Raw genomic sequence first — 21,954 nt, 5'->3', positions numbered from 1 at the left:
GATGACGGATCTGGAATTTTACGTCCAGGCCGCGATCCGCGCCGAGGTAGCCGGTGCAGCATTGGGCGCCGACGCTCTTCAATGGGCAGAGGCAATCGGCGATGACTGCGTGGAAGACGTACGCAGGTCACGCATGCGCAGAGACTACGGCTTGATCGAAATTTTCTTTGAAAGGCGTACCGGCACATGGCAATCCACAGGATTCTCCCTTCAGGTCCATCGCCTGGGGCTGGGGAAAGACATGGTGCCCGCAGCGCTATCTTCCCGGTACGGCGATTTTCGAAAACGAGTGGAATTCGAGAGTCTCTGCGAATCTATTCTCCACACGGGGAACGACATCGAAGAGTTGGAACGTGTGGGTGCGCATCGCCATTACAAGCTGCCCCGAAGTAACGTCTCAATCTACGTTGTAGGGGAATCTGACCCAGCATTGCCAGTTGCGTACGGGGACGTCTGGTCGATCAATGCCATGCCAACGCCCTGAGCAACGTAGAAGCGCTCACAGGCGTAAGTGTATTCGCGAATGGGACGCGTCGTTACGCGCCCATCCCAGTGACCTTGCCGGACCATGGACAGAATTGCGGAGAGGAGGAGAGGGCTGTCCCCCAACGGGCCGCCCTCTCCAACCTACAGATCGACCGCAGCTGGCTCAGTGAACCGGTGGTCGCTCCTCCCCCGCGAACTTGCAATTCATGCAACTAGGCACGCCTGGCCAAGGAGCACAAGTGCGGGCAGGTGAGCCAGGTGTGATTAGTGCCGCCAATGGAGGAACTGACTTCGACGAGGGCGTACCCGGGGTCATGAAGGGGGCCACGAGTCCTCACACGTCCTCCGCCAGCTCCAGCCACCGCATTTCCAGCTCATCGCGCTGACCCGCGAGCTCGCGGAGCTGGGCGTCCAGGCCCGCGACCTTCTCGAAGTCGGTGGCGTTGTCGGCGATCTGGGTGTGGAGCTTCTTCTCCTTGTCGCCGATCTTGTCCAACTGGCGCTCGATCTTCTGCAGTTCCTTCTGCGCGGCGCGGTTGACGGCCGCCGCCTTCTTCGGCGCCGAGTCCTGCGCCGCCGGGGCCGGGGCCGCCGCGTCGATGACCTGCTGGCGGCGCTCCAGGTACTCGTCGAGGCCGCGCGGCAGCATCCGCAGCGAGGCGTCGCCCAGCAGGGCGTGGACGCGGTCGGTGGTCCGCTCGATGAAGTACCGGTCGTGGCTGATGACGATGAGGGAGCCGGGCCAGCTGTCGAGGACGTCCTCCAGCTGGGTCAGGGTCTCGATGTCGAGGTCGTTGGTGGGCTCGTCGAGGAAGAGGACGTTGGGCTCGTCCATGAGGAGGCGGAGGATCTGCAGGCGGCGGCGCTCACCGCCGGAGAGGTCGCCGACCGGCGTCCACTGCTTCTCCTTCGTGAAGCCGAACTGCTCGCACAGCTGCCCCGCGGTCATCTCCCGGCCCTTGCCCAGATCGACCCGCTCCCGCACCCGCTGGACCGCCTCCAACACCCGCAGCGCCGGGTCGAGTTCGGCGACCTCCTGGGAGAGATAGGCCAGCTTGACGGTCTTGCCGACGGTGATCTTCCCGGCCGCCGGCTGCGCCTCGCCCTCCGTACGCGCCGCCTCGGCCAGCGCCCGCAGCAGCGACGTCTTGCCGGCGCCGTTCACTCCGACCAGGCCCACCCGGTCACCGGGGCCCAGCTGCCACGTCAGGTGCTTCAGCAGCACCTTCGGGCCGGCCTGGACCGTGACGTCCTTCAGCTCGAAGACGGTCTTGCCCAGACGGGAGTTGGCGAACTTCATCAGCTCCGCGGTGTCCCGCGGCGGCGGCACATCCGCGATCAGCTCATTCGCGGCCTCGATACGGAAGCGCGGCTTGCTCGTACGGGCCGGGGCACCGCGCCGCAGCCACGCCAGCTCCTTGCGCATCAGGTTCTGCCGCTTGGCCTCTTCGGTGGCTGCGATCCGGTCCCGTTCGGCGCGCGCGAAGACATAGTCGCTGTAGCCGCCCTCGTACTCGTGCACATCGCCGCGCTGCACGTCCCACATCCGCGTACAGACTTGGTCCAGGAACCAGCGGTCGTGGGTGACGACCACCAGCGCGGAGCGGCGGGCCCGCAGATGCCCGGCCAGCCACGAAATGCCTTCCACGTCGAGGTGGTTGGTGGGCTCGTCCAGGACGATCAGGTCCTGTTCGGCGATCAGGAGTTTGGCCAGCGCGATCCGCCGCCGCTCACCGCCGGACAGCGGTCCGATGACGGTGTCCAGGCCCTGGTCGAAGCCCGGCAGGTGCAGATCGCCGAAGAGGCCGGTCAGCACGTCCCTGATCTTGGCGTTGCCCGCCCACTCGTGGTCGGCCATGTCGCCGATGACCTCGTGCCGCACGGTGGCGGCCGGGTCGAGGGAGTCGTGCTGGGTCAGCACCCCGAGCCGCAGCCCGCTGTTGTGCGTGACGCGGCCGTCGTCCGCGCTCTCCAGCTTGGCGAGAATCCGGATCAGGGTGGTCTTGCCGTCCCCGTTGCGCCCGACGACGCCGATCCGGTCCCCCTCGTTGACGCCGAGCGAGACACCGTCGAGCAGGGCACGGGTCCCGTAGACCTTGCCGACGGCTTCCAGATTGACGAGGTTGGTGGCCATTGCGCTCCTTGCTGCCGGGCCCGCGCGGCTCTGGTCGGCGCACGCTCCTGGGCCCGTCCAGGATCCCACGACGCCTGCGAGCCCCCGAACGAGCCTGGTGAGGGGCGGTATGAGCCGGATGGTGCCGCTAAGGAACCGGACGCCTCACACGGGCCTCGCACACCGCGCGCCCCGGACGGAGCGCCTCACACCACCGTCGCCCCCGCCGCCGGGGAATCCGCCACCCGTACCTGGCGGCAGCTGCCCGAGGCCAGGAGGTCCTCCGCCACCCGGTGTGCCGACTCCGGGTCCTTGGTCAGGAAGGCGGTGGTGGGGCCCGAGCCCGAGACGAGGGCGGCGAGGGCGCCGGCCGCGCGGCCGGCGGCCAGGGTCGCGGCGAGTTCGGGGCACAGGGCGAGGGCCGCCGGCTGGAGGTCGTTGGCGAGGGTGGCGGCGAGCGCGGTGGCGTCGCCGGATTCCAGGGCGGCGAGGAGGGCGGGGGACGCCTGCGGTTCCGGTACGTCGGTGCCCGCCGTCAGGCGGTCGAACTCGCGGTAGACGTCCGGGGTCGACAGGCCGCCCTCGGCGACCGCGAAGACCCAGTGGAAGGCACCGCCGACCGTGAGCGGGGTCAGCAGCTCGCCCCGGCCCACGCCCAACGCGGCACCGCCGACCAGGCTGAACGGCACATCGCTTCCCAACTCGGCGCAGATGTCGAGGAGTTCGGCGCGCGAGGAGCCGGTGGACCAGAGCGTGTCGCAGGCCAGCAGGGCGCCGGCGGCGTCGGCGCTGCCGCCCGCCATGCCGCCCGCCACCGGGATGTCCTTGGCGATGTGGAGGTGGACGTCGGGGGCGATGCCGTGCCGGGCCGCGAGCAGCTCGGCGGCGCGCGCCGCCAGGTTCGTACGGTCCAGCGGGATCCGGTCGACGTCGTGGCCCTCGGCGGTGACCCGCAGGCCGTCGGCGGGGGTGGCGGTGACCTCGTCGTAGAGGCCGACGGCGAGGAAGACGTTCGCCAGGTCGTGGAAGCCGTCGGGGCGGGCGGCGCCGACGGCCAGCTGGACGTTGACCTTCGCCGGCACCCGGACGGTGACCGGACGGCCCATGTCTCGCGCGCTCATGCCGCGCCCTCCCCCGCCTGCCGGATGCCGGGCGCCCCGCCCGGCCCCTTGTGTTCCGCGATCCGTGCGAACTCCTCGACGGTCAGTGCCTCGCCGCGGGCCTGCGGCGAGACGCCGGCCGCGACCAGCGCGGCCTCCGCCGCCGCGGCCGAGCCGGCCCAGCCGGACAGCGCCGCCCGCAGCGTCTTGCGGCGCTGTGCGAAGGCGGCGTCGACGACCGCGAAGACCTCGGCGCGCGAGGCGGTGGTCTCGGGGGGCTGCGCGCGCCGTACGAGGGAGACGAGGCCGGAGTCGACGTTGGGCGCGGGCCAGAAGACATTGCGGCCGATGGAGCCGGCCCGCTTGACCTCGGCGTACCAGTTGGCCTTGACAGACGGCACGCCGTAGACCTTGTTGCCGGGGCGGGCGGCCAGCCGGTCGGCGACCTCGGCCTGGACCATGACCAGGGTGCGGTCGATGGTCGGGAAGGTGGCGAGCATGTGCAGCAGCACCGGCACCGCGACGTTGTACGGAAGGTTCGCGACCAGGGCGGTGGGCGCCCGGCCGGGCAGTTCGGTGACCTGCATCGCGTCGGCGTTGACCAGGGCGAAGCGGTCCGCGCGCTCAGGCATCCGGGCCGCGACGGTGGCGGGCAGCGCGGCCGCCAGCACGTCGTCGATCTCGACGGCGGTGACCCCGTCGGCGGCCTCCAGCAGGCCGAGCGTCAGCGAGCCCAGTCCCGGGCCGACCTCGACGACGACATCGTCCGGCCGCACGCCGGCGGTCCGCACGATCCGGCGGACGGTGTTGGCGTCGATGACGAAGTTCTGGCCGCGCTGCTTGGTGGGCCGCACGCCCAGCGCGGCGGCCAGCTCGCGGATGTCCGCGGCGCCCAGCAGGGGGCCGGATTCGTCGGTGGTGCTGCTCTTGCTCATGCCAAAGCCTCGCTGCGCTCGTTCACCCGTGAAGCTTACGGCCCGTGCTCCGGGAAGCTTGCGGCCCGCACCCCGTGGAGCCCCTGCCGCCTCGGCGCTCCGCCCCGTGGACGCCCGCGGCCCTCACCCGTGGAGCTTGCGGCCGCAGACCGGCCAGGGGCTCGCGCCCCGGGTGATGTAGAGCTTCTTGGCCCGGAAGGTCTGCTCGTGGGCGGAGGCGTCCTGCGGGCGGCCGCTGCCGCCCAGGCGCTGCCAGGTGCCGACGTCGAACTGGTAGAGCCCGCCGTAGGTGCCGGAGGCGTCGACGGCGTCCGGCCGGCCGCCCGCCTCGCACTGCGCGAGCGCCCGCCAGGCGAGGTGGTCGGCGCCCCGTACGGACGTCGGGAGGACCTTGGTGCCCAGGTGCACGATCTGCGCGCGCGGCCGGCGGACGAGTTCCACGGCCACCCGCTTGGGCCGCTCCTTGACGCCGTTGACGGTGCGCAGCCGGTAGGTGACCCGGCGGACTCCGGCCCGGCCCTGCTGGACCACCGCCTCGGTGCCGCGGGCCAGGTTCGGGTCGGCCCGTTTGACCGTACGGAACGGGACGCGTTCCTCACGGACCTCCTGGGAGCCGGTGATCCGCAGGACGGAGACGGTCTGGCCCTCGCGCGGGAAACTCTCGGCGGGCACCGAGGTGGTGTCCTGGTCGCGCAGCGCGAGTCCGGCGTGGGCGAGGGCTTCGCGGACGGTGGCGGCGTTGGTGCGAATGTGGTGTTCGCGGCCGTCGGCGACGAAGACCACCGAGCGTTCGGTGCGTACGGCGAGTTCCAGGCCGTGCCGCTCGATGCGCCGGGAGCGGGAGATGGAGAGGTGGGCGCCCTCGGCGCGGACGCCTAGCTGGCGCAGCGCGCCGGCGACGGTGTCCGCGGTGGTCCACACCTGGTGGCGCTGTCCGTCGATGGTCAGGACGACCGGGCGGCCGTGCCGGACGACGATCTCGTCGCCGCTGGTGAGTTCGGCGCCGGGGGCGGGCGCGACGATGTCGTGCGGGCCGATGTCGAGGTGCTCGTCGTCGAGCAGGTCGTCGATGTCATCGGCGAAGGTGTGCAGGGTGCGCGGGGTGCCGTCGACGGTGAGCTTGACGGCCTTGTCGTGCGCGACGAAGGCGGTGGTGCCGCCGGCGAGGAACGCGACGACCAGGGCCCTGGGGAGCAGCCGGCGCAGCGTTTCGGGCCCGGTGGCGGGGAGGGTGGAGAGTCCCGGAAGCCCGGCGAGACCGGAGAGCGCGGGGAGCCCGGCGAGTCCGGGGATCCTGCGGCGGCCGGCCGCGCGGGCGGCGCGGCGGGCGGCGGCCCGGCCTCCGGGGGGCGGTGCGGCGGGCGGCGCGGGGGGACCCGGCACCGGCGGCAGGCCCGTGACCGGCGGGAAGCCCGGGGCGGCCCCGGTCTGGCGGGGTACCAGGCGCCGGGGAGCGGCCACGGTCCGGGCCTCGTACACCTCGGGGGTGACGGCGGTGGCCGGACCCCGGCCGCGACGGCCGCGCGCGGCGCGGTGGCTGCCTTGCGAATGACTCACGACGCTCCACATGCCACAGATGCGGTTGACGGCCGGAATGTAGCGGAGTGGAGGTGACTCTCCAAAGTCACGCGAGCACGGAGCGTGTTCGCGTCGGATGGATCCGGGCCCTCGCCCCGGGGATCAGTAGGCGAACGCGCGTGCTGTGTTGGCGGCGACGGCGGTGGCCAGCGCGTCCTCCGTCATGCCCTTGACCTCGGCCATCGCCCTCAGGGTGACCGGGATGAGGTAGGGCGCGTTGGCCCGTCCGCGGTAGGGCGCGGGCGTCAGGAAGGGCGCGTCGGTCTCGACGAGCACCAGTTCGGGTGGGGCAACGGCGAGCGCATCGCGCAGCGGCTGGGCGTTCTTGAAGGTGACGTTGCCGGCGAAGGAGAGGAAGTAGCCGGCCTCGGCGCAGATCTTCGCCATCGCGGCGTCGCCGGAGAAGCAGTGGAAGACGACGCGCTCGGGTGCGCCTTCCTCGCGCAGGATCCGCAGCACGTCGTCGTGGGCCTCCCGGTCGTGAATGACCAGGACCTTGTCGTGCCGCTTGGCGATCTCGATATGGGCGCGGAAGGACCGCTGCTGGGCGGCCATGCCCTCGGGGCCGGTACGGAAGTGGTCCAGTCCGGTCTCGCCGACGCCGCGGACGTGCGCCAGCGCGGCCAGGGCGTCGATCGCGTCGAGCGCGGTGTCCAGCGCGCCGTCGCCGCCGGCCGCGCGCTCACCCTGCCGGGACCAGCCGTCGGGGTCGCCGAGCACGATGCGGGGCGCTTCGTTGGGGTGCAGGGCGACGGTGGCGTGCACGCTGTCGTGCGCGGCGGCGGTGTCCGCCGCCCACCGTGAACCGGCCAGGTCGCAGCCCACCTGGATCACGGTGGTGACGCCGACGGAGGCGGCCTTGGCGAGCGCCTCCTCGACCGTTGCCCCCTGCATGTCCAGGTGGGTGTGCGAGTCCGCGACCGGCACCCGAAGCGGTTCGGGCAGCGGCGGCGGGGTGTCCCTCTCGTGCTGAGCCATGGCCGCGATCCTACGAGGACCGCGGCCCCGGCCTCACTTGTGGTGGTGCTGGAAGGGGTGCAGCAGATCGGAGAGGTGCCAGTGGTGGCGCCCGGTGGCCCCGTCGGCCGGCGGCGAACTGCTGCCGGTGGCCTCCGTGCCCTCCGCTTCCTCGGCCGCCGCGCCGCGGCTCTTGTGGCTGCCGCCCTGCCGCTGCTGGTACATGCTCTCCATCGCGTGGGAGACCTTCGAGACCTGGCCCGCCCGCATGATCCGTACGACGTTGCCACCGCAGTTCAGACAGGTGGGCCGGGTCAACGGGGACGGCACCCGGCTGCCGTCCGCGTAGTAGATGACATGCATCTCGCCGGCGGCGTCGACCTGGTGGGCTATCTCGTAGGCCTGCTCCCAGCCGTGGCCGCAACTCATGCAGGCGAAGGCGTATGCCTCGTGCGCGGCGGGCTCGGGCCGGGGAATGGGGTGAACGCCGCTGGTGGTCGCAGTGCCGGCAGTACCGGCAGATTCCGCAAAATTGCTCATTGCCGCTCCTCTTGTCCGCTGGACAAGGTCTCCGGGAACCGAACGTCCCACGTCCCAGTGGACGCCTTTCCCGGCCGCGACGCAGCTGACGTGTCGGCTATTGGCCCAGATTTGGCAGGGTGCAGGGGAAACGCCCCGCTGCGCGGCCACGCGCTTTACCTTCCAGGTTAGTCATTTACCTTCTGAAGAGCCTGCTCGCGCCGCATTCTTTGCCGCGACCACCGCATCGAACACCTCGCGCTTGGGCAGCCCGGCATCCGCGGCGACCGCCGCGATGGCTTCCTTGCGCCGCTCGCCCGCGTCCTCGCGGACCTGCACCCGGCGCACCAGCTCGTCGGGGCCGAGATCGGCGGGCCCGGTGTCCGGGGCGCCCTCGACGACGACGGTGATCTCGCCGCGTACGCCCTCGGCGGCCCACGGCGCGAGCTCGCCGAGCGGGCCGCGCTTGACCTCCTCGTACGTCTTGGTCAGCTCGCGGCAGACGGCGGCCCGGCGGTCGGCGCCGAAGACCTCGGCCATCGCGGCGAGGGTGTCGTCCAGGCGGTGCGGCGCCTCGAAGTAGACCAGCGTGCGCCGCTCGTCGGCGACCTCGCGCAGCCGGGAGAGCCGCTCGCCGGCCTTCCGGGGCGGGAATCCCTCGAAGCAGAAGCGGTCGACGGGCAGTCCGGAGACGGCGAGCGCGGTCAGTACGGCGCTGGGGCCGGGGACGGCGGTGACCTTGATGCCGCGTTCGACGGCGGCGGCGACGAGGCGGTAGCCGGGGTCGGAGACGGACGGCATGCCCGCGTCCGTGACCAGCAGCACCCGCGCGCCGCCGGCCAGCGCGTCGGCCAGCTCGGGCGTCCGGGCCGCTTCGTTGCCCTCGAAGTACGACACGACCCGCCCGGTCGGCTGGACGTCCAGCGCCTGCGTCAGCCGGCGCAGCCGCCGGGTGTCCTCGGCGGCGATGAGATCGGCGGCGGCCAGTTCGGTCGCGAGCCGCGGCGGGGCGTCCGCGACATCGCCGATGGGCGTCCCTGCGAGTACCAGCGTTCCAGTCACGCCCCCATCCTCCCAGCCCGCCGACGCGGCACCGTCCCGGGCATTCCCCCGGCCCCCGGCGGCACCCGGCCGGCGCTCCGGAGCGCCCGGTCCACAGGCGGTTTCCCTACGATGGGCCGGGTGACGAGTGACACCACCGCGAGCGACGCCGACGCCCACCGCGCCAAGGAGCTGCGCAGGCAGCCCCCGACGTGGCAGCTGCGGCTCCGCCGCTTCGGTTATCCCGTCCGGCCGCAGGACGATGTCCGTACGCGGCTGGTGCCCGGCTTCCCGGAGCCGAGCGGGCGGATGTGGGAGGTGTTCGGCGCGGGCCCGGCCGCCGCCGCCCGGCTGACGCGCTGGGCTGCTTGGGGCGGGCCGCTGCTGGTGGCGCTGTTCGCCGGGGTGCTGCGGTTCTGGAACCTCGGCAGCCCGCGGAAGGTGATATTCGACGAGACGTACTACCCCAAGGACGCCTGGTCGCTGCTCCAGTACGGCTACGAAGGCACCTGGGCGAAGAACGCCAACGACGCGCTGCTGATGCATCCGCCGCAGATCCAGCTGACGCCGGAACACTCGTATGTCGTGCATCCGCCGATGGGCAAGTGGGTGATCGCGGTCGGCGAGTGGGCGTGGGGCATGAATCCCTTCGGCTGGCGCTTCACCGTCGCGCTGCTCGGCACCCTTTCGGTGCTGCTGATCTGCCGGATCGGTCGCCGGCTGCTGCGGTCCACGGCGCTGGGCTGTCTGGCGGGCGCGCTGCTGGCGGTCGACGGCCTGCATTTCGTGATGAGCCGGACCGCGCTCCTCGACCTGATCGTCATGTTCTGGGTGGTGGCCGCGTTCGGCTGCCTGCTGGTGGACCGGGACCGCACCAGAGCCCGGCTGACGGCGGCGCTGCCGCTCAGCCCGGACGGGCTCGCGCACCCCGAGCCGGAGGTCGGGGACCGGATGCGGCTGGGCTGGCGGCCGTGGCGGCTGGCGGCCGGGCTGTGCCTGGGCCTGTCCGCCGCGACCAAGTGGAACGGCCTCTATTACCTCGCGGCCTTCGCCCTGATGACGGTGCTCTGGGACGTCGCCGCGCGCCGTACGGCCGGTGCCCGGCACCCGTTCCGGGCCGTGCTGCGCCGCGATGTGGCACCCGCCTTCGGCGCCACCGTCGTCCTCGCACTCGCCACCTACCTGGCGTCCTGGTCGGGCTGGATCGCCACCAAGGGCGGCTACTACCGCGACTGGGCGACCACTCCGGAGGGCCACACCGGCGCCTGGACCTGGCTGCCGGACTGGCTGCGCAGCCTGTGGCACTACCAGACCGAGGTCTACTCCTTCCACACCGGACTGACCACCCCGCACACCTACCAGTCCAACCCGTGGAGCTGGCTGGTCCTGGGCCGCCCCGTCTCGTACTTCTACGAGGACCCCAAGGCGGGCGCGGACGGCTGCTCGGCTGCGGAGGGCTGCGCCCGTGAGGTGCTGGCGCTGGGCACCCCGCTGCTGTGGTGGGCGGCCTGCTTCGCGCTGCTCTACGTCCTCTACCGCTGGCTGTTCAAGCGGGACTGGCGGGCCGGCGCCATCGTCTGCGGTGTCGCGGCCGGCTATCTGCCCTGGTTCCTCTACCAGGAGCGGACGATCTTCCTCTTCTACGCGGTGGTGTTCATCCCGTTCCTGTGCCTGGCGCTGGCCATGATGATCGGCGCGATCATCGGCCCGCCGGGCTCCTCGGAGCGACGCCGGATCATCGGCGCGGTCGGCGCGGGCGTACTCGTCCTGCTCATCGTGTGGAATTTCATCTATTTCTACCCGATCTACACGGGCCTGCCGATCTCCAAGACCGCCTGGCACAACCGGATGTGGTTCGACAGCTGGGTGTGAGCGGGGACCGGCCCCGCTCGCGGCAACGCCCGCGCCCGGCGCGTAACGACAGAGCGACGGTGCGTCACCTGACCGTGCCCTGATCGAGACTCGCCGGGCTTCCCGTGTCCCATAGAGTGCGGTGGACGTTCTTGTGTGCGTATCCGAGGACGAGGCTCTGGGAGGGAATCGGTGGCATGCGCCGAGAGGTGAAGTACGGGCTGATCGGCGGATCGGTGGCCCTGGTCGCGGGAGTTGTCGGCGGTTTCACGCTGTTCGGCGGCTCGGACGAGTCGTCACCGCAGGAGGTCAGGTCCGCGGACGCCAAGCCGGGCGACAGTGCCCCCAAGGTCAAGACCGGGCCACTGTCCGCGAAGGAAGTGCACACCACGGCGCAGGGCTTCCTGACCGCCTGGCAGTCCGGCGACGCCGCCAAGGCCGCCGAGCTGACGGACCACCCCGATGCCGCGAAGGGCGCGCTGGAGACGTTCGCCAAGCGGGCGAAGTTCTCGAAGGTGACGCTCACCCCGGGCACCCCGGCAGGCGGCAAGGTGCCGTACACCGTCGCCGCCCAGATCGACTACAAGGGCACCAAAGCGCCCGTCTCGTACGGCACTTCGATGACCGTGGAGCGCGACACCCGGACCGGCAAGCCGCGGATCACCTGGAAGCCGGCCGTGCTGCACCCGGGCCTGGCCGAGGGTGACGAGCTGCGCACCGGCGAGGCCGAGGCGCCGCCGATCAAGGCCGTGGACCGCAACGGCGCCGAGCTGACGCCCCAGGCGCATCCGGCACTGGCCGGGGTGCTGGACAACCTGCGTGACAAGTACGGCGACAAGACGAACGGCAAGCCCGGCGTGGAGCTGTTCATCCACCGCGCGAAGGCCGCCAAGGCGTCCGCCCAGCAGCCCGACAAGACCCTGAAGGAACTCTCCAAGGGCACCCCGGGCACCCTCAAGACGACCCTGGACGCCGCCCTCCAGACGGCGGCCGAGAAGGCCGTCAAGGGCAAGAAGTCCGCGTCGGCCGCGGCGGTCAAGCCCAGCACCGGCGAGATCCTGGCCCTCGCCAACTCCCCGGAGAAGGGCTTCAATCTCGCCACCCAGGGGTCGCTGGCCCCCGGTTCGACGATGAAGATCGTCACCTCGGCGATGCTGATGGACAAGGGCATGACGTCGCCGGGCAAGGAACACCCGTGCCCCAAGTACGTGACGGTCGGCGGCTGGAAGTTCCAGAACCTCGACAAGACCGAGATCAAGCACGGCACCTTCGCGCAGAGCTTCGCCGCGTCCTGCAACAACGCCTTCATCGGCCAGGCGAAGGACCTCGCCGACGACGATCTGACGAAGGAGGCCCGGGACGTCTTCGGCATCGGCCTCAACTGGCAGACCGGCATCCCCACCTTCGACGGCGCCGTCCCCGTCCAGAGCGACGCGCAGATGGCGGCGTCACTGATCGGCCAGGGCGGCGTCCGGATGAACCCGCTCAACGTCGCCTCGCTGTCCGCGACGGTGCGCGCCGGCTCCTTCCACCAGCCGTACATCGTCGCGCCGTCGCTCGACAACCGGACCCTGGCCAAGGCGTCGCGCACCATGAAGCCGGGCACCGCGGCCGGCCTCAAGTCCCTGATGAAGCTGACCGCGACATCGGGCACGGCCGCCGAGGCGATGGCCGGGATCAGCGGCGACGTCGGCGCCAAGACCGGATCCGCCGAGGTCGACAGCCAGAAGAAGCCCAACGCCTGGTTCACCGCCTACCGCGACGACGTCGCCGCGGCGGCCGTCGTCCCGGCGAGCGGTCACGGCGGCTCCAACGCGGGCCCGCTGGTCCGCGCCATCCTCACCGCAAGCTGACCGACCCGGCCCGCCGGCGGGCCGGGAGAGTCCCACCCACCGGATTGTGGTCGCATGGCCCGTACAGCTTTCGCTAGCGTGCGGGCCATGAGCGATTCCCCGGACGTCTCCAGCGCCCCCACCGCACCGGCACCCGCCAGTTCCGCCGCGCACCCCCGGTTCGCCGAAGCCCTCGCCGCCCTCGGCCTGACCGTCGAGGTCCGCCGCTTCCCGGACGCCGCCCGCACCGCCCCCGAGGCCGCAGCGGCCATCGGCTGCGACCTCGCCCAGATCGTCAAGTCCCTGATCTTCTCCGCCGACGGCGAGCCGGTGCTGGTCCTCATGGACGGCGCCTCCCGCGTCGACCTGGAGCGGGTACGCGCCGAGCTCGGCGCCGCCACCGTCGGCCGGGCGAACGCCGACACCGTCCGCGAGACCACCGGCTACGCCATCGGCGGCGTCCCGCCGTTCGGCCACCGCACCCGCACCCGCGTCCTCGCGGACCGCGGGATCCTCGCCCACGGCACGGTCTGGGCCGCCGCCGGAACCCCGCACACCGTCTTCCCGCTCGACCCCACGTCGCTGGTCGAGCACGCCCAGGCCCGCATCGTGGACGTGCGCGAGCGCACCGCATGACCCCGCTCGTCGTCGCGGCCGTCCTCATCGCCGCCGTCACCCACGCCAGTTGGAACGCGATCGCGCACGGCATACGCGACCAGCTCCTCGCCTTCACCCTCGTCGGCGGCGGCGGCGCGGTCTGCGGCGCCCTGCTGGCCGCGTTCACACCGCTGCCCGCCGCTGCCGCCTGGCCCTACCTCATCGGCTCCGCGGTCCTGCACGTCGTCTACCAGGCCCTGCTCATGCAGTCCTTCCGGCTCGGCGAGTTCGGCCAGATGTATCCGATCGCCCGCGGCACCGCGCCGCTGGTCGTCACGGTCCTCGCCGCGGTCTTCGTCCACGAGATCCCCGGCGCCTGGGCCCTGGCCGGCGTCGCCCTGGCCTCAGCCGGCCTGGTCGGCGTCGCCCTCTGGGGCATCCGCGGCTCGGGCACCCGACCCCACTGGCCCGCGATCATCGCGGCCCTCGCCACCGGCCTGGCCATCGCCTCGTACACCACCGTCGACGGCCTCGGCGTCCGCGCCTCCGGCACCCCCCTCGGCTACATCGCCTGGTTGATGATCTTCGAAGGCCTGGCCATCCCCGCCTACGCCCTCGCCACCCGCCGCCGCGAACTCGCCACCCAGCTCAGGCCGATCGCGCTGCGCGGCCTGCTCGGCGGGGTCCTCTCCGTCTTCGCCTACGGCCTCGTCCTCTGGGCCCAGACCCGCGCCCCGCTCGCCCCCATCGCGGCCCTGCGCGAGTCCTCCATCATCGTCGGCGCCGCGATAGGCGCCCTCTTCTTCAAGGAACGCTTCGGCGCCCCACGCATCGCCGCCGCGGGTCTGATGGTGGTGGGCATCGGCATGATGCTCGCGTAGTTCCGGCGGCGGGAGGAGTTCCGGCGGCGGGAGGAGTTCCGGCGGCGGAGGCCGACGAGGGGGGTTCCGGCGGCGGGGGCCGATGATTGCGCCTCGTTGGTGGGTGCGGCGGGTCTCCTCCGGGACGAGTGGGTTCCGGCGGCGGGGCCGACGTATGCGCCCGGTGGTGGGTGCGGCGGGGAGTTCCGGCGGCGGGGGCCGACGAGGGGGGGTCCGGCGGCGGGGGCCGATGATTGCGCCTCGTCGGTGGGTGCGGCGGGTCTCCTCCGGGACGGGTGGGGTCCGGCGGCGGGGGCCGATGATGGCGCCTCGTTGGTGGGTACGGCGGGTCTCCTCCGGGACTGCGTCCCTGCGGAGCCCCGCCTCCCGCCCGGAGCGCACGGCCTCCGCCCGGTGGGGGGAGGGGTGAAAGAAAAAGGGGCGGGCCGACGGGTGCGGGATCACCGTCCCCCCGCCTCTTCACACCTTCCCCCGCGGGGGAAGGTGCTAGAACCAAGACCGGGCCGACGGGTACGGCACCACCGTCACCCCCACCGCTCCCCACCCCACCAGGGGCGGGCGCACGGCTCACGGGAGGGCCGGGCCGCAGGGACGCAGTCCCGGAGGCCCGGCACCGCACCCACCCACACACCCAGGGCGCCCGGCCCACAACAACCCCCGCCCCCGCCGCCAGGCGGGTCCACAAACCACAGACGAGGCACGGCGGGTCACCCGGCAACGTGGGAGGCACCCGACAACGTGGGAGTCAGCCGACAACGTCGGAGACGGCCCCCGCCAGGGCCCGCGCGCGGGGGTCCGCCGTCACATTCTTCTGCATGCCGTTGGTGATGTAGCCGAAGGCGACCCCGCTCTCGGGGTCGGCGAAGGCGAGGGCGCCGCCGCGGCCGGGGTGGCCGAAGGAGCCGGGGGCCAGGAGGGGCGAGGCGGGGCCGTGGAGCATGAAGCCGAGGCCGAAGCGGGTGTTGACGACGAGGGTGCGGTCGGGTCCTGCGGATTCCTCGGTGCGGGCGAGGGTGAGGGTCGCGGGGGCGAAGAGCCGCGGGTTGCCGTCGACGGCGCCGATCAGCGCGGCGTAACAGCGGGCCAGGGCACGGGCCGTGGCGATCCCGGCGGAGGCGGGGAGTTCGGCTGCACGGTAGGCGGGGTCGTTCTCGTCGGGGCCGGGGTCGATGGCGCCGAACGCACGGCGGGTCAGCGAGGACGGGTCCTGGTAGGCGTCGGCGACGGCGGTCTTGGCCCGTACGCGGAGGCCGGCGGAGGCTGCCGTGGGCGGCGGGGCGAGTTCGGCGAGCCGGCCGACGCGGGACCGTTCGGCCTCGGGGAGGCCGATCCACAGATCGAGGCCGAGCGGCCCGGCTATCTCCTCGGCGATCCAGTTGCCGATGGTGCGTCCGGTGATGCGCAGCACGAGTTCGCCGAGCAGCCAGCTGTAGGTCTGCGCGTGGTAGCCGTGGTCGTCGCCGGGGGTCCAGGCGGGGGCCTGGGCGGCCATCGCCGCGGGGCCGCTGACGCCGTCGATGGCCTGGGCGGGGGTGAGGGGGGTGTCCAGGACGGGGAGTCCGGCGCGGTGCGACAGGAGGTGGCGGACCAGGACGCGGTCCTTGCCGGCGGCCTTGAATTCGGGCCAGTACGTGCCGACGGGCGCGTCCAGGTCGAGCTGTCCGCGCTGGTGCAGGAGGAGCGGGACGATGGCGGCGATGCCCTTGGTGGCGGAGCGGATCACCTGGGCGGTGCCGGCTTCCCAGGGGGCGGGCGGGGTCGCGGCGTCCGGGTCGGCGTCGCCGTCCTTCACACCGCCCCACAGGTCGACGACCTTGCGGCCGTGACGGTAGACGGTGACGGCCGCCCCCCGCTCACCGCGCCGTGCGAAGTTCGCTGCGAAGGCGTCCCGGACCGGCTCGAAGCCGTCCTCGACCGTGCCCTGGACGTCCACCACTGATTCCTGCTTCCCACTCATCCGTCGCGTTGGTGACCCATCAATGGTGCAACGTGCGGATCAGTGCTGGTGACCAGGGCAGCGGCTCGTGGGCTTCATCACAGCACATCGTGGCGAATCACAGGGAATCGTGGGGAATTGGCGGGAATCGGCGGACATCAGCAATTCCCGGGATCACAGGGAGCACAGAGGTCACAGGGGGAGGGTCACCGAGCGGGGGTCGAAGCCGAAGGGCAGCTCCAGGCGGTGGGTGCGCATCAGCTCGGTGTCGCAGAGCAGGTCCTGGGTGGTGCCGTCGGCGACGATGACGCCGCCGGAGAGCACGACGGAGCGCGGGCACAGCTCCAGCGCGTACGGCAGGTCGTGCGTGACCATCAGCACGGTGACGTCCAACGACCGCAGGATGTCGGCGAGTTCGCGGCGGGAGGCCGGGTCGAGGTTGGAGGAGGGCTCGTCGAGGACGAGGATCTCGGGCCGCATGGACAGGACCGTGGCGACGGCGACGCGGCGGCGCTGACCGAACGAGAGGTGGTGCGGCGGGCGGTCGGCGAACTCCGCCATGCCGACCTGGGTGAGGGCCTCGGTGACCCGGGCGTCGAGTTCGGCGCCGCGCAGTCCGGAGGCGGCGGGCCCGAAGGCGACGTCCTCGCGGACGGTGGGCATGAACAGCTGGTCGTCGGGGTCCTGGAAGACGATGCCGACGCGGCGGCGGATCTCGGCGAGGTGGCGCTTGCCGACCGGGAGGCCGGCGACGGTGACGCTGCCGGCGCCCGCGTCGAGGATGCCGTTGAGGTGCAGCACGAGGGTGGTCTTGCCGGCGCCGTTGGGCCCGAGGAGGGCGACGCGTTCGCCCCGGCCGACCGTGAGGTCGACTCCGAAGAGGGCCTGATGGCCGTCGGGGTACGCGTAGGCGAGCCCGGCGACGTCGAGGGACGGGGCGGCGGGGGCGGGGTCGGTGGTGCTCAAAGGGTCCATCCCAGGAGGCAGACGGCGAGGGCGGCGGCGGGCAGCGCGGCCGCGCGGGTCCATTGTGTCCGGCTGGCGGTGGTCTCGGCGATGACCGGCATGGTGCCGGTGTAGCCGCGGCTGACCATGGCGAGGTGGACCCGCTCACCGCGTTCGTAGGAGCGGATGAAGAGGGCGCCGGCGGACTTGGCGAGCACGCCCCAGTGGCGTACGCCGCGTGCCTCGAAGCCCCGGGAGAGGCGGGCGATGCGCATCCGCCGCATCTCGTCGGTGATGACGTCGCCGTAACGGATCATGAACGACGCGATCTGGACGAGCAGCGGCGGCATCTTGAGGCGTTGCAGCCCCAGCAGGAGTTCGCGCAGCTCGGTGGTGGAGGCGAGGAGGACGGAGGCGGCGACGCCGAGGGTGCCTTTCGCGAGGATGTTCCAGGCGCCCCAGAGACCGGATGCGCTCAGGCTCAGCCCGATGACGTGGACGCGGGGGCCCTCGGCGACGAACGGCATCAGGACGGCGAAGGCGACGAACGGCACCTCGATGAGCAGCCGTTTGAGGAGGAAGCCGGGCGGGATGCGGGCGGCGCCCGCGGTGGCCGCGAGCAGCACGGCGTACAGCCCGAACGCCCAGATCGCCTCGCGCGGCGTGGAGACGACGACGAGGACGAAGCCGAAGACGGCGGCGATCTTGCAGTGCGGGGGCAGCGCGTGCACGGGTGAGTGCCCGTGCCGGTAGAGCTTGTGGGCGTGTCCGGCACCCATGTCAGGCCTTTTCGGAGTGCTGCTCGTCGCCGGCCGCGGCGGGCGCGGCGACGGCGTCCGCGGCCTTGCGGCGGCGCAGCACCACGAAGACTCCGCTGCCGACGGCGAGCGTCGCGCCGACGCCGATCACGCCGGCGAGGCCTCCGGAGAGCCGCGGGTCGGCGATGTCCTTGACGCCGTAGTCGGCGAGCGGGGAGTCCTTCGCGGCGTGGTCCTGTGCCTTGGCGTCGATGCCCTGGTCGTGGGCGACCTTCTCCAGGCCGTCGGGGCTGGCGGAGGCGTAGTAGCTGATGCCGCCGGCGCAGATCAGCGCGGCGGCGAGGCCGCCCAGCCAGACGGGGCGGGTGGAGCGGCGCGGGGCGGCGGGGGCCGGCTGCTCCTCGCGGGCGGCCGTGGTGACGTCGTCCTGCGATGCGGGGGCGGCGAGCGGCGAGGTGCGCAGTTCCAGGGGCTTGGTCAGGCCGCGGGCGCCGTGCACCAGGTCGGGGCGGACGGCGATGACGGCGCCGACGGTCAGGGCGGTGATCACGGCCTCGCCGATGCCGATCAGGACGTGCACGCCGACCATGGCGGTGAAGACCTTGCCGATCGGGACGTCGGCGGTGCCGCCCAGGGCGTAGATCCCGGTGAAGGCGACGGCGGCGGCCGGCACCGAGATCAGGGCGGCGACGAAGGCGGAGACGGTAATGGAGCGGCGGCGGCGCGGCAGCACCTTCACCAGGCCGCGGAAGAGCGCGTAGGCGACGACCGTCGTCACGATCGCCATGTCGGTGATGTTGACGCCGAGCGCGGTGAGGCCGCCGTCGGCGAACAGCACGCCCTGCATCAGCAGGACGACGGACACGCACAGGACGCCGGTGTACGGACCGACGAGGATCGCCGCGAGGGCACCGCCCAGGAGGTGTCCGCTGGTGCCTGCCGCGACGGGGAAGTTGAGCATCTGTACGGCGAAGATGAACGCGGCGACGAGGCCGGCGAGCGGGGCGGTGCGCTCCGCGCCGTGTACGCCGCCCGCACCCGCGAGTTCGCGACGGGCGCCGCGCAGGCTGACCGCGACGGCGGCCGCGGCGACGGCGCCGGTCGCGACCGAGACCGGTGCGTTGATGAATCCATCGGGTACATGCATCTCAGGGTTCTCCGCTTCAGGTGTGCAACCCACCAATGGTGGTGCCTGCTGCAAAGTGCTTGCAAGAGCGCCCAGGATGCGAAACGGCTACGACTGGGCGGGACACGCAGCGGCCCGGCGGCGGTCCCCGTCCCCACGGGTCCGTCGCCGGGCCGTTGTGCGCGCCGCTCCCGTCCCCACGGGCGGGCGCCCACTCCGGGATGCCGCTCCGCTCATACAGCGGTCCCGGAGGTCATCGGGGGCCGCGGTCAGCGGCCCCGGGGTGCGGGCCTCAGACCCGCACCGTCGCGCGTCCGGAGCGGTCCGCGCCGTCCGTGCCGTCCGGCCGGTGCGCCTCGCCGTCGCCGCTGCCGTCGCCGTCGCCGAGTTGCCGGCGCAGGCCCTCGCCCTCGACATCGACGTCGGGCAGGATCTTCTGCAGCCATCCGGGCAGCCACCAGGCGGCCTTGCCGAGCAGCCCGAGGACGGCGGGGACGATCGCCATGCGGACGACGAACGCGTCGAAGAAGACGGCGATGGCGAGGCCGAAGCCGATCATCTTGACCATCGACTCGGAGGAGCCGATGAAGCCGGCGAAGACGCTGATCATGATGACCGCGGCCGCGCTGACGACCCGGGCGCCGTGCCGGAATCCGGTGATGACGGCCTGCCCCGGCCGCTCCCCGTGGACGTATGCCTCGCGCATCCGTGTGACGAGGAAGACCTCGTAGTCCATGGCGAGGCCGAAGACCACGCCCACCATGAAGATCGGCATCATGCTCATGATCGGCCCGGTCTGCTCGACGCCGAACAGATCGCCCAGCCAGCCCCACTGGAACACCGCGACGACCGCGCCGAGCGCCGCCACCACCGACAGCAGGAACCCGAGCGCCGCCTTGAGCGGCACCAGCACCGAGCGGAAGACGACCATCAGCAGCAGGAACGCCAGGCCGACGACCAGCGCGAGGTAGGGCAGCAGCGCGTCGTTCAGCGTCTGCGAGACATCGACGTTCATCGCGGTGGTGCCGGTGACCAGGGTGGTGGCGCCGGTGTCGGACGCGATGCGGTCCGCCTTGTCCCTGATGGAGTGCACCAGGTCCTCGGTCTCGACGCTGCTGGGCTGGGACTTCGGTATGACGCTGAGCATCGCCGTGTCGCCGGGCTTGTTGAATGTCGCCGGGGTGACGGCGGCGACGTCGTCGAGCGCGCCGATCTCCTTCGCGACCCGCGCGGCGACGGACTTCGCGCCCTGCCCGTCCTGTGCGCCCTTGCCGTCGACGACCAGCATCAGCGGCCCGTTGAAGCCGGGCCCGAAGCCGTCCGACAGCAGGTCGTACGCCTTGCGCTGGGTGGTGCTGGTGGGCTGTGAGCCGTCGTCCGGCAGCCCCATTTCCAGCGATGCCGCGGGCACGGCGACCACGCCCAGGCCGATGACCGAGGCCAGCAGCACGGTGACCGGCCGGCGCAGCACGAAACGCGCCCAGCGGGTCCCCATGTTGGGGCGGTCGGCCGCCCGCGCCGTGGTGCCGTCCTGCTGTGCCGCACGCGCCTTGCGGTCCTTGCGCGACAGCACCCTCCTGCCCGCGAAGCCCAGCAGCGCCGGGATGAGGGTGAGCGCGATGAGGACGGCGATGACGACGGTGCCGGCCGCGGCCAGGCCCATCTTCGTCAGCATCGGGATGTTGACGACGGCGAGGCCGACGAGGGCGATGACCACCGTCAGACCGGCGAAGACGACGGCGGAGCCCGCGGTGCCGACGGCCCGTCCCGCCGCTTCCTCGCGCTCGCGCCCCTCGGCGAGTTCGGCGCGGTAGCGGGAGACGATGAAGAGCGCGTAGTCGATGCCGACGGCGAGGCCGATCATCATGGCCAGCGTCGAGGTGGTGCTGGAGAGGTCCAGCACGCTGCTCAGCGCGGTGATGGTGGAGACGCCGATGCCGACGCCGATCAGCGCGGTCAGCAGCGGCAGCCCGGCCGCGATCAGCGCGCCGAAGGTGATGACGAGGACCACCGCGGAGACCGCGATGCCGATGACCTCGGTGGCGCCGGTCTCCGGCATCGCCTGCAGCGCGTTGCCGCCGATCTCCACCGTCAGCCCCGCGTCCCGGCCGTTCTTCGCCGCGTCCTGGAGGGCGTCCTTGGAGGCGTCGGTCAGCTCGAAGCCGGTGACCTTGTAGCTGACCTGCGCGTAGGCGGTGGCGGCGTCCTTGCTGACGGACTTGCTGACGTAGGGGTCGCTGACCTGCGCGACCTGCCCGGACCCGGACTTCAGGGCGCCGACGGTCCGCTCGACCGCCGCCTTGTTGGCCGGGTCGGTCATCTTCTGGCCGTCGGGGGCGTGGAAGACCACCCGCGCGGTGGCGCCGTCGGCGTTCGCGCCGGGGAACCGCTGGTCGAGCAGGTCGAAGGCCTGCTGGGCCTCGGTGCCGGGGACCGAGAAGGAGTTGGAGGTCGAGGAGGAGGCGGTGGCGGCACCGACGCCCGCGACGGCGAGCAGTGCCACCCATATCAGGGCGACGACGCCGCGTCGCCGGAAGGCGAGACGTCCGAGCTTGTAGAGGAATGTGGCCACGAGGAGTGGTGCTCCCGTCGGATGAGGGGCGTACAGGGGCGTGCGGTACCGCCCCGGCGACGAGAGCGGCGCGCCGGATACGGGGTGAGGGTGGTGGGTGGGTGGGCTGGTGGGTCGGTCAGACGCCGAGGGCGGGGAGGACCACGGCGTCGACATAGGCGGACAGGAACGCCGCGTCGACGCAGCGGTCCTCGATGAGCTGACGGGCGACGAACGCGCCGATCAGCATGTGGGGGACGAAGGTCAGGGCGGGGCTGTCCGCGGCGATCTCACCGCGGTCGACGCCGCGTTGCAGCATCGCCGCCAGCCCCGTCATCTCGGGGTCGATGAGCACTTCGCGCAGTGCCTGGTGCAGGTCGGGGTTGCCGTGGATGGCCTGTCCCAGCCCGCGCATCAGGGCGGAGTCCTGCGCCATCTGCCGGTCGTCGGTGCGGCGGATGAATTCGGCGAAGTCACCGCGCACGCTGCCGGTGTCGATGTCCTGGGTGCTGACCGGCTTGCAGTGCCGCAGCGCCCTGGCGACCAGCTCGGGCTTGCCCTGCCACTGGCGGTAGAGGGTGGCCTTGCTGGAGCGGGTGCGGGTCGCGACGGCGTCCATGGTCAGCGCGTCGTAGCCGACCTCACGGAGCAGGTCGAGCACGGCGGTGTAGAGCTCGGCCTCCCGTTCGGGAGTCAGCCGGCTGCGCCCCATGGCACGCACCTCCTGGTCGGACCGTTCTCCCGGCGG

General features: G+C 72.2%; 18 protein-coding genes. 5 read left to right on the top strand and 13 right to left on the bottom strand.

Going from position 1 to position 21,954, the window contains the following annotated elements; genetic code table 11:
* Nucleotide 1: 1 nt before the first annotated feature.
* On the top strand, nt 2-484 hold the full coding sequence (locus ACIRQ7_RS26500; protein WP_404265190.1) for a hypothetical protein: 483 nt from the start codon (nt 2-4) through the stop codon (nt 482-484).
* Between the two features lie 336 nt (nt 485-820).
* On the opposite strand, the gene ACIRQ7_RS26495 is transcribed toward ACIRQ7_RS26500, so the two are convergent.
* The 7 genes from ACIRQ7_RS26495 to rsmI form a co-directional block, all read right to left on the bottom strand.
* A complete protein-coding gene (locus ACIRQ7_RS26495; RefSeq protein WP_404265189.1) occupies nt 821-2,620 on the bottom strand; it encodes an ABC-F family ATP-binding cassette domain-containing protein in 1,800 nt (599 codons plus the stop codon).
* A 185-nt stretch (nt 2,621-2,805) separates the two neighbouring features.
* A complete protein-coding gene (locus ACIRQ7_RS26490) occupies nt 2,806-3,705 on the bottom strand; it encodes a 4-(cytidine 5'-diphospho)-2-C-methyl-D-erythritol kinase (RefSeq protein ID WP_404265299.1) in 900 nt (299 codons plus the stop codon).
* An 11-nt stretch (nt 3,706-3,716) separates the two neighbouring features.
* Complete coding sequence (rsmA, locus tag ACIRQ7_RS26485; RefSeq protein ID WP_404265188.1) at nt 3,717-4,634, bottom strand: 16S rRNA (adenine(1518)-N(6)/adenine(1519)-N(6))-dimethyltransferase RsmA; 918 nt, start codon at nt 4,632-4,634, stop codon at nt 3,717-3,719.
* A gap of 123 nt (nt 4,635-4,757) precedes the next feature.
* Nucleotides 4,758-6,191 (bottom strand): ubiquitin-like domain-containing protein, encoded by a 1,434-nt coding sequence (locus tag ACIRQ7_RS26480; RefSeq protein ID WP_404265187.1) that lies wholly within the window; start codon nt 6,189-6,191, stop codon nt 4,758-4,760.
* A gap of 123 nt (nt 6,192-6,314) precedes the next feature.
* Nucleotides 6,315-7,190 carry a TatD family hydrolase gene (locus ACIRQ7_RS26475; protein WP_404265186.1) on the bottom strand — a complete coding sequence of 292 codons (876 nt, stop codon included), beginning with the start codon at nt 7,188-7,190 and terminating at the stop codon, nt 6,315-6,317.
* Between the two features lie 33 nt (nt 7,191-7,223).
* A complete protein-coding gene (locus ACIRQ7_RS26470; protein ID WP_404265185.1) occupies nt 7,224-7,709 on the bottom strand; it encodes a hypothetical protein in 486 nt (161 codons plus the stop codon).
* A 171-nt stretch (nt 7,710-7,880) separates the two neighbouring features.
* Nucleotides 7,881-8,750 (bottom strand): 16S rRNA (cytidine(1402)-2'-O)-methyltransferase, encoded by an 870-nt coding sequence (gene rsmI, locus ACIRQ7_RS26465; RefSeq protein ID WP_404265184.1) that lies wholly within the window; start codon nt 8,748-8,750, stop codon nt 7,881-7,883.
* A 111-nt stretch (nt 8,751-8,861) separates the two neighbouring features.
* Here rsmI and ACIRQ7_RS26460 point away from each other — a divergent pair, with 111 nt between their 5' ends.
* The 4 genes from ACIRQ7_RS26460 to ACIRQ7_RS26445 all read left to right on the top strand — a co-directional run bounded on the left by ACIRQ7_RS26460 (nt 8,862) and on the right by ACIRQ7_RS26445 (nt 13,890).
* A complete protein-coding gene (locus ACIRQ7_RS26460) occupies nt 8,862-10,601 on the top strand; it encodes a dolichyl-phosphate-mannose--protein mannosyltransferase (protein WP_404265183.1) in 1,740 nt (579 codons plus the stop codon).
* A 176-nt stretch (nt 10,602-10,777) separates the two neighbouring features.
* Nucleotides 10,778-12,433 carry a penicillin-binding transpeptidase domain-containing protein gene (locus ACIRQ7_RS26455; protein WP_404265182.1) on the top strand — a complete coding sequence of 552 codons (1,656 nt, stop codon included), beginning with the start codon at nt 10,778-10,780 and terminating at the stop codon, nt 12,431-12,433.
* An 87-nt stretch (nt 12,434-12,520) separates the two neighbouring features.
* A complete protein-coding gene (locus ACIRQ7_RS26450; protein ID WP_404265181.1) occupies nt 12,521-13,048 on the top strand; it encodes a YbaK/EbsC family protein in 528 nt (175 codons plus the stop codon).
* Nucleotides 13,045-13,890 carry an EamA family transporter gene (locus ACIRQ7_RS26445; RefSeq protein WP_404265180.1) on the top strand — a complete coding sequence of 282 codons (846 nt, stop codon included), beginning with the start codon at nt 13,045-13,047 and terminating at the stop codon, nt 13,888-13,890. Before ACIRQ7_RS26450 ends, ACIRQ7_RS26445 begins: the two co-directional genes overlap by 4 nt.
* Before the next feature lie 745 nt (nt 13,891-14,635).
* Here the strand turns inward: ACIRQ7_RS26445 and ACIRQ7_RS26440 are convergent.
* From ACIRQ7_RS26440 to ACIRQ7_RS26415, 6 genes are all read right to left on the bottom strand, one after another.
* The gene (locus ACIRQ7_RS26440; RefSeq protein ID WP_404265179.1) at nt 14,636-15,847 is read right to left on the bottom strand and encodes a serine hydrolase domain-containing protein; all 1,212 of its coding nucleotides are present in this window, start codon (nt 15,845-15,847) and stop codon (nt 14,636-14,638) included.
* Nucleotides 15,848-16,018: 171 nt separating this feature from the next.
* A complete protein-coding gene (locus ACIRQ7_RS26435) occupies nt 16,019-16,801 on the bottom strand; it encodes an energy-coupling factor ABC transporter ATP-binding protein (RefSeq protein WP_404265178.1) in 783 nt (260 codons plus the stop codon).
* On the bottom strand, nt 16,789-17,550 hold the full coding sequence (gene cbiQ / locus ACIRQ7_RS26430; RefSeq protein WP_404265177.1) for a cobalt ECF transporter T component CbiQ: 762 nt from the start codon (nt 17,548-17,550) through the stop codon (nt 16,789-16,791). Before cbiQ ends, ACIRQ7_RS26435 begins: the two co-directional genes overlap by 13 nt.
* 1 nt (nt 17,551) lies before the next feature.
* Nucleotides 17,552-18,676 carry an energy-coupling factor ABC transporter permease gene (locus tag ACIRQ7_RS26425; protein WP_404265176.1) on the bottom strand — a complete coding sequence of 375 codons (1,125 nt, stop codon included), beginning with the start codon at nt 18,674-18,676 and terminating at the stop codon, nt 17,552-17,554.
* Nucleotides 18,677-18,947: 271 nt separating this feature from the next.
* Nucleotides 18,948-21,227 (bottom strand): MMPL family transporter, encoded by a 2,280-nt coding sequence (locus ACIRQ7_RS26420; RefSeq protein WP_404265175.1) that lies wholly within the window; start codon nt 21,225-21,227, stop codon nt 18,948-18,950.
* A gap of 118 nt (nt 21,228-21,345) precedes the next feature.
* On the bottom strand, nt 21,346-21,918 hold the full coding sequence (locus ACIRQ7_RS26415; RefSeq protein ID WP_404265174.1) for a TetR/AcrR family transcriptional regulator: 573 nt from the start codon (nt 21,916-21,918) through the stop codon (nt 21,346-21,348).
* Nucleotides 21,919-21,954: the final 36 nt, after the last annotated feature.

This window comes from Streptomyces sp. NPDC101393 (genome assembly GCF_044767385.1).
In the GTDB taxonomy this organism is placed as follows: Bacteria; Actinomycetota; Actinomycetes; order Streptomycetales; family Streptomycetaceae; genus Streptomyces.
The sequence above is the reverse complement of the archived record's forward strand: the minus strand, read 5'-3'. Positions and strand labels throughout refer to the sequence as shown.

Coding starts and splice junctions, on each gene's coding strand:
- ACIRQ7_RS26500 (WP_404265190.1), top strand. CDS start 2: ATGACGGATCTGGAATTTTACGTCCAGGCCGCGATCCGCGCCGAGGTA.
- ACIRQ7_RS26495 (WP_404265189.1), bottom strand. CDS start 2,620: ATGGCCACCAACCTCGTCAATCTGGAAGCCGTCGGCAAGGTCTACGGG.
- ACIRQ7_RS26490 (WP_404265299.1), bottom strand. CDS start 3,705: ATGGGCCGTCCGGTCACCGTCCGGGTGCCGGCGAAGGTCAACGTCCAG.
- rsmA (WP_404265188.1), bottom strand. CDS start 4,634: ATGAGCAAGAGCAGCACCACCGACGAATCCGGCCCCCTGCTGGGCGCC.
- ACIRQ7_RS26475 (WP_404265186.1), bottom strand. CDS start 7,190: ATGGCTCAGCACGAGAGGGACACCCCGCCGCCGCTGCCCGAACCGCTT.
- ACIRQ7_RS26470 (WP_404265185.1), bottom strand. CDS start 7,709: ATGAGCAATTTTGCGGAATCTGCCGGTACTGCCGGCACTGCGACCACC.
- ACIRQ7_RS26460 (WP_404265183.1), top strand. CDS start 8,862: ATGGGCCGGGTGACGAGTGACACCACCGCGAGCGACGCCGACGCCCAC.
- ACIRQ7_RS26455 (WP_404265182.1), top strand. CDS start 10,778: ATGCGCCGAGAGGTGAAGTACGGGCTGATCGGCGGATCGGTGGCCCTG.
- ACIRQ7_RS26450 (WP_404265181.1), top strand. CDS start 12,521: ATGAGCGATTCCCCGGACGTCTCCAGCGCCCCCACCGCACCGGCACCC.
- ACIRQ7_RS26445 (WP_404265180.1), top strand. CDS start 13,045: ATGACCCCGCTCGTCGTCGCGGCCGTCCTCATCGCCGCCGTCACCCAC.
- ACIRQ7_RS26440 (WP_404265179.1), bottom strand. CDS start 15,847: ATGAGTGGGAAGCAGGAATCAGTGGTGGACGTCCAGGGCACGGTCGAG.
- ACIRQ7_RS26435 (WP_404265178.1), bottom strand. CDS start 16,801: ATGGACCCTTTGAGCACCACCGACCCCGCCCCCGCCGCCCCGTCCCTC.
- cbiQ (WP_404265177.1), bottom strand. CDS start 17,550: ATGGGTGCCGGACACGCCCACAAGCTCTACCGGCACGGGCACTCACCC.
- ACIRQ7_RS26425 (WP_404265176.1), bottom strand. CDS start 18,676: ATGCATGTACCCGATGGATTCATCAACGCACCGGTCTCGGTCGCGACC.
- ACIRQ7_RS26415 (WP_404265174.1), bottom strand. CDS start 21,918: ATGGGGCGCAGCCGGCTGACTCCCGAACGGGAGGCCGAGCTCTACACC.